Genomic DNA, 5,160 nt, shown 5'->3' on the forward strand with positions numbered 1-5,160 from the left:
GGGTGTCCAGCGGCTCGTTCAGCAGCCACGCGCCGAACACCATGCCAAAAAGCGGCGTCATGAACGAGAACACGCCGAGCCGGGACGCCTGGTAGGTGCGCAGCAGCCAGAACCACGCCAGAAAGCTGGCAAACGACACGATGACCACCTGAAACGCCAGGCTGGCCGCCACCTGCGGCGTGAAGTTCACCTGCGCCTGCCCGCTCGCAAAGGCCACCAGCAGCAGGACCGCGCCGGCGCTCATCAGCTGGTACTGCAGGGTCTGGGTGGCCGGCGCACTGGCCAGCCGCGAGCAGCGCACCACCACCGTGGTAGCCGCCCACGACAGGCCGGCCAGGAGGCCCAGAAAGTCGCCCCACAGCATGGACGCTGCGCGCTGCGCGGAGGGCCCGCCCGGCGAGCCGGGCTCCGGCCCCAGAAAACTCAGTGCCAGACCGCCGAACGCCAGCGCAATACCCGCCCACTGCCGCAGGCCCAAGCGCTCGGACGGCAGGCGCCAATGCAGCCCCAGCGCCGCAAACACCGGGGCGGTATAGAGAAACACCACCATGTGGGAGGCGCTGGTGTGGCGCAGCCCTTCGGCCACCAGCACAAATTCGAGTGCGAACAAGGCACCCACTGCCAGCCCGGGGCGCAGCGTGCCATCGCGCAGGTCCATCGGCTCCGCCCGCCAGCGCATCAGCCCGGCAACCAGCAGCGCCGCCAGCCCCGAACGCAGGCCGATCTGCATGACCGGTGCGATGTCTGCCGCGGTAGCTTTCAGAGCGACCTGCTGCATGCCCCAGGTGGCGCATAGCACCACCATCACCACGATGGCCTGCCCATCGATTGCCTTGCGCGTATCCATAACACCCCAATACTGATTGAATGAGACGATTATTGGGCTGACGGCTTTCCTTGATATAGTGAAAAACTGACAAGCTATACGCGATAGCCGACAAGCATGCCCATCCTGCGTCCCAAACTGGAGGTGCCCCTCTCCAGCTCCACACTGCCGGCGCCCCTGATGTTCCGCAGCGCTTATGTGCCGGACCACGGGCTCTACCCCGAGCACCAGCACGCCTGGGGCGAGTTTGTGTATTCCTTCAGCGGTGTCATGGAGGTCAAAGTGCTGGGGCACCACTATCTGGCGCCGCCGCAGTACGGCATCTGGCTACCGCCCCATCTGGAACACGTGGGTCTGAACCGCAAGGCCGCGCACCATTGCTCCTTGTATGTGTCCACGCCTTTGTGCCACCAGTTGCCGGCCGATCCCTGTGCTCTCACGGTGAGCCCGCTGGTGCGGGCCATGCTGGAACATCTGCGCCTGCAGCCCGCCGGCATGCCCGCAGCGGGAGCTGAAACCCGGCTGCTCAAGGTCCTGCTGGACCAGCTGGTGGTAGCGCCCCGTGCCGGCAGCTACCTGCCTGGCTCCGAAGACCCCGCGCTGGGTGCGGTGCTGCGCATGCTGGAAGCAGAGCCGGGCGACAACCGCTCCCTACCCGAACTGGCCCAAGCGGTGCACACCACGGAGCGCACCCTGATGCGCCGCTGCCAACGGGATCTGGGAATGACATTCGCCGAATGGCGCCAACGCCTGCGGGTGGTGCGGGCCATGCCTCTGCTGGAAGCAGGGCAAACCGTGGAGACGATTGCTCTGGATTTGGGTTACGGCAGTGCGTCCGCCTTCATCACCATGTTCAAAAAGCTCACCGGCAGCACACCGGACGAACTGCGCAAAGCCGCCCTGGGCTGAGGTCCGTCGGCGTGGACCTTAGGCGCTCACAGGAGCGCCGCCGAAACGGCTCTCCGCTTGCTTGCGGAACTCAGAAGGCGTCATGCCCTTGAGTTCCAGAAAGCGCCGGTTGAAATTGGCCACGTTGTTGAAGCCGACGTCGTAGCAGATGTTGGTGACGTAACGGTCTGAAGTCATCAGAAGCTGACAGGCCCGATTGATGCGCACACGGTTCACAAAATCGGTATAGGTGTTTCCGGTCGCCCGCCGGAAGAAGCGCGAAAACCGGCTCTCGCTCATGGCCAGTTCTGCAGCCACCTCAGCGGCCGACTGTGAGTGCGACGGGTTCTCGGTAATGCGGTTGACGATAGTGTTGATCTGGTCCAACTCGGTATCGTTCTCTACACCACGCATCTGAACGTTGGACAGCAGGCGGTAGTCGCCCCAGCGGGACAGGTCCGTCATGAAATCGCAAAAAGCAGCCAAGCGCTTGAGTCCGCGGGAGCCCTTCACCGCATGCCAGTGATCTTGGGCCCGATCCGCCCAGCCGAAAAACTCGATCCCATGCCGTGCACGCTCCAGCAAGGGCATGATTTCCTGAAACTCGGGGATGGCCTGACACGCCAGTTGCAGGGGCTCGTGGCGGAACTGAATCACCAGGTCCCGCCGGGCAACGCCCTCTTCCGGAACATCCAGCGAGATCCAGTTATGGGGCAGCCGTGGGCCACAGAGCACCAGCTGACCGGCCGCAAACGGACCGATCCAGTCGCCCACAAAGGCTTTGCCAGTCGTGGCGGTGATCAGGTGCAGCTCGTACTCGTCATGGCAATGCCAACGGGCCAAGGGTGTGGGGTAGCCGTGATCGAGGCAGCGGATGAAGCCGACCTCGTCGGTAGGCTCATAGCCCAGCGATGGATTGCGGTTGTAGTCAGCCTCCAGCTCCGGCGCCTTGCGGCGGCCGGCGGCCTGTGCACTCATGGGCGTGATCGATGCGTGGGTGGCGACCATGGCAACTTCCCTCTGAAAAACGTCAACACATCACATTACCAGCATTCGCTCGGCGCTCAGCCCAGGTGGTTCTTCACAAACAGGCCCACCCGCTCATGCGCCACACGCAATGCACCCAAGAGCTGCGGGTTGGATGCCAGCGGGCCCCAGAGCACCGGGTCTGCCGCAAAGGCCGCGACCGGGTCGGCCGACTCACAAATGGCATGCGCTGCAGCCGGGTCCATGGCTTGGTCCTGGTAAGTGTAGGCAATCTGCCCCCGGTGCCAGCGTTGCAGGTACGCCAGAAACAGCGCAGGCAACATGGCCACGCTCGAGATGGACTCACCCCGGGCTAGACGCTCGCGGATTGTGGGCGCAATGAAGCCGGGGATTTTGGAATAACCGTCCATGGCCACGCGCTGGTTGGTGTCGCAAATGGCGGGGTTGCCGAAGCGATCCAGCACTACGTCGCGGTAGGCGCGCAGATCCAGCGGACTGGGTTTTTCGGGCGTGTCCAGCACAGGAATGGTGTCGTCCGTCACATAGTCAAACGCAATGCGGCGGATGACAGAGTCATGCGTTCCCTCGTGGATGTACTGATAACCCACCAGGGTGCCGGCCCAAGCAATGCAACTGTGGGTGGCATTAAGCAGGCGGATCTTGACTTCCTCATAGGCATCGACCGAGCTCACCATCTCCACGCCCACCTGTTCCCAGGCGGGGCGGCCGGCAATGAAGTTCTCTTCAATCACCCACTGGATAAAGCTCTCACCCATGATGGCGGCCTGGTCGTCCCAGCCGGTAGCGGCCCTCACGCGCTCAGCCACATCGGGCGTAGGGCGCGGGGTGATGCGGTCCACCATGGCATTGGGGCTGCTGGTGTTTTGCTCCACCCAGGCCTTGAGCGCGGTGTCGCCAAGTGCGTCAATGAACTGCAGCAAGCCGGCGCGCGAGCGCTCGCCGTTGTGGCGCAGGTTGTCGCAATTCATCAGGGTCACCGCACCGGCGCCGCCGTGCATGCGGGCCCGCAAGATGCTGACCAAGCCGCCGTAGATGGTGTGGCCGGCGCGGCCTGCCTTTACCGCCTCCAGGTCAGCTCGCAGGTCAGCAAAAGTGGCCCAGTCCAGCTGATTTTTCGCGTCCAAGTAGTAACCGGCTTCGGTCACCGTGAACGAGATGATGCGGGTGGCGGCCTCAGCGCCTGCTGCAATCAGTGGGGCCAGGTCATCCTGGTACGGAATGACTTTCTGGATCGACTCAATGCGGGTATAGCTGCGCTCGCCTTGGGGAGTGACGGTTTCCAGCGTGTACGCGCCGTCTTGGGCCTTTAGGGCCTCCATGGTGGCCAGCATGTCCGGGCGCAAATTGCCGCCGGTGATGGACCATTCGGCATCGCCACGCTGTCGCAGTTCATGGATGTAAAGCGCTTGGTGTGCGCGGTGGAACGAGCCCAGTCCGAGGTGAAGAATCGTGGTCATGGTCAGGCGTGAATAAAGTGGATCAGGGTTCGCTGGGGGATCGCTTAAAGATCAAACTGGGTGGGCATCATCACAACGTCGCGGATCGTCATGCCGCGTGGGCGGGTCAGCATGAAGATCACCACGTCAGCGACCTCCGAGGCTTCAAGCAGACTGCCTTTGGCCTTGGCTTCTGCCAGCTTGTCGGCGGGCCAATCTGCCAGCAAAGAGGTAATGACCGGCCCCGGCGAGATGGAGCCCACGCGCAGGCCGTGTTTGAACACCTGGCGGCGCACCGTCTGCACAAAGCAGTCGATAGCCCACTTGGACGACGCATACACGGGCTCCCAGGGTGTAGGAAAGTGCGCAGCCAGTGAGCTGGTCACGATGATGTCGCCTGAACCCCGCGCGATCATGTGCGGCAGCACGTTGTGCACGTTCTTCATCACCACATTGATGTTCAGGTTGAGCATGCGGTCGATGGCGTCCGGATCACTGTCCACCAGATCGCCGCCCACATACAGGCCGGCGTTGGCGTGGAACACATCCAAACGCCCTTCCAAGGCCAACACTTGGGTCAGCAAACTGGCGCACTGGTCGCGGTCCAGCAGGTCCAGCACCAGGGGCACGGCTTGCGACCCCAGGGCTGCGCAGGCTTTGTCCAGCGCGGTGCGATCACGGTCAATCAGCACCACGCGGGCACCGGCTTGGACCATTGCGCTGGCACTGGCAAAACCGATACCTGATGCGGCACCCGTGACAGCGGCCACCTGGCCGTGAAGGGGTTGCTGTGGATGAGGTGTCATGAGGGCGGACATCAAAGTGCGCCCGCGGCAACAACACGGCCGTTGGCATCAAACAGGTGGGCGGCATCTGAATCGATGTGCACGCCTACGTCGGCGCCCACATTCAACTGGGTGCGGGTGTTCAGGCGGGCTACCAGTTGGGCGCCACTCTGGGTAGTCACGTAGATCAGGGTCTCGGCGCCAAGAGCCTCAATCA

Annotated in this window: 6 protein-coding genes; 1 reads left to right on the forward strand and 5 read right to left on the reverse strand. The window is 63.3% G+C overall.

Annotated elements, in window-relative coordinates:
• The coding region (locus tag Q0O05_RS11070) for a DMT family transporter (protein WP_293663050.1) at positions 1-847 on the reverse strand (847 nt) is incomplete at its 3' end.
• A gap of 96 nt (positions 848-943) precedes the next feature.
• Here Q0O05_RS11070 and Q0O05_RS11075 point away from each other — a divergent pair.
• Positions 944-1,735 carry a helix-turn-helix transcriptional regulator gene (locus tag Q0O05_RS11075; protein WP_293663051.1) on the forward strand — a complete coding sequence of 264 codons (792 nt, stop codon included), beginning with the start codon at positions 944-946 and terminating at the stop codon, positions 1,733-1,735.
• 18 nt (positions 1,736-1,753) lie between these two features.
• Here Q0O05_RS11075 and Q0O05_RS11080 read toward each other — a convergent pair whose 3' ends face one another.
• The 4 genes from Q0O05_RS11080 to Q0O05_RS11095 all read right to left on the reverse strand — a co-directional run.
• Positions 1,754-2,722 carry an AraC family transcriptional regulator gene (locus tag Q0O05_RS11080; RefSeq protein WP_293663052.1) on the reverse strand — a complete coding sequence of 323 codons (969 nt, stop codon included), beginning with the start codon at positions 2,720-2,722 and terminating at the stop codon, positions 1,754-1,756.
• A 56-nt stretch (positions 2,723-2,778) separates the two neighbouring features.
• A complete protein-coding gene (gene dalD, locus Q0O05_RS11085; protein ID WP_293663053.1) occupies positions 2,779-4,179 on the reverse strand; it encodes a D-arabinitol 4-dehydrogenase in 1,401 nt (466 codons plus the stop codon).
• 44 nt (positions 4,180-4,223) lie between these two features.
• Positions 4,224-4,976: an SDR family oxidoreductase gene (locus Q0O05_RS11090; RefSeq protein WP_293663054.1), complete on the reverse strand. Its 753-nt coding sequence runs from the start codon at positions 4,974-4,976 to the stop codon at positions 4,224-4,226.
• The coding region (locus Q0O05_RS11095) for a TOBE domain-containing protein (RefSeq protein WP_293663055.1) at positions 4,976-5,160 on the reverse strand (185 nt) is incomplete at its 5' end. The genes Q0O05_RS11090 and Q0O05_RS11095, both read right to left, overlap by 1 nt.

The sequence above is a fragment of the Rhodoferax sp. OV413 genome (assembly GCF_945881795.1).
Classification (GTDB): Bacteria; Pseudomonadota; Gammaproteobacteria; order Burkholderiales; family Burkholderiaceae_C; genus Allorhodoferax.

Bases quoted from the DNA above. Each gene is read 5' to 3' on its own strand.
- Q0O05_RS11080 (WP_293663052.1), bottom strand. From the start codon at position 2,722: ATGGTCGCCACCCACGCATCGATCACGCCCATGAGTGCACAGGCCGCC.
- Q0O05_RS11075 (WP_293663051.1), top strand. From the start codon at position 944: ATGCCCATCCTGCGTCCCAAACTGGAGGTGCCCCTCTCCAGCTCCACA.
- dalD (WP_293663053.1), bottom strand. From the start codon at position 4,179: ATGACCACGATTCTTCACCTCGGACTGGGCTCGTTCCACCGCGCACAC.
- Q0O05_RS11090 (WP_293663054.1), bottom strand. From the start codon at position 4,976: ATGTCCGCCCTCATGACACCTCATCCACAGCAACCCCTTCACGGCCAG.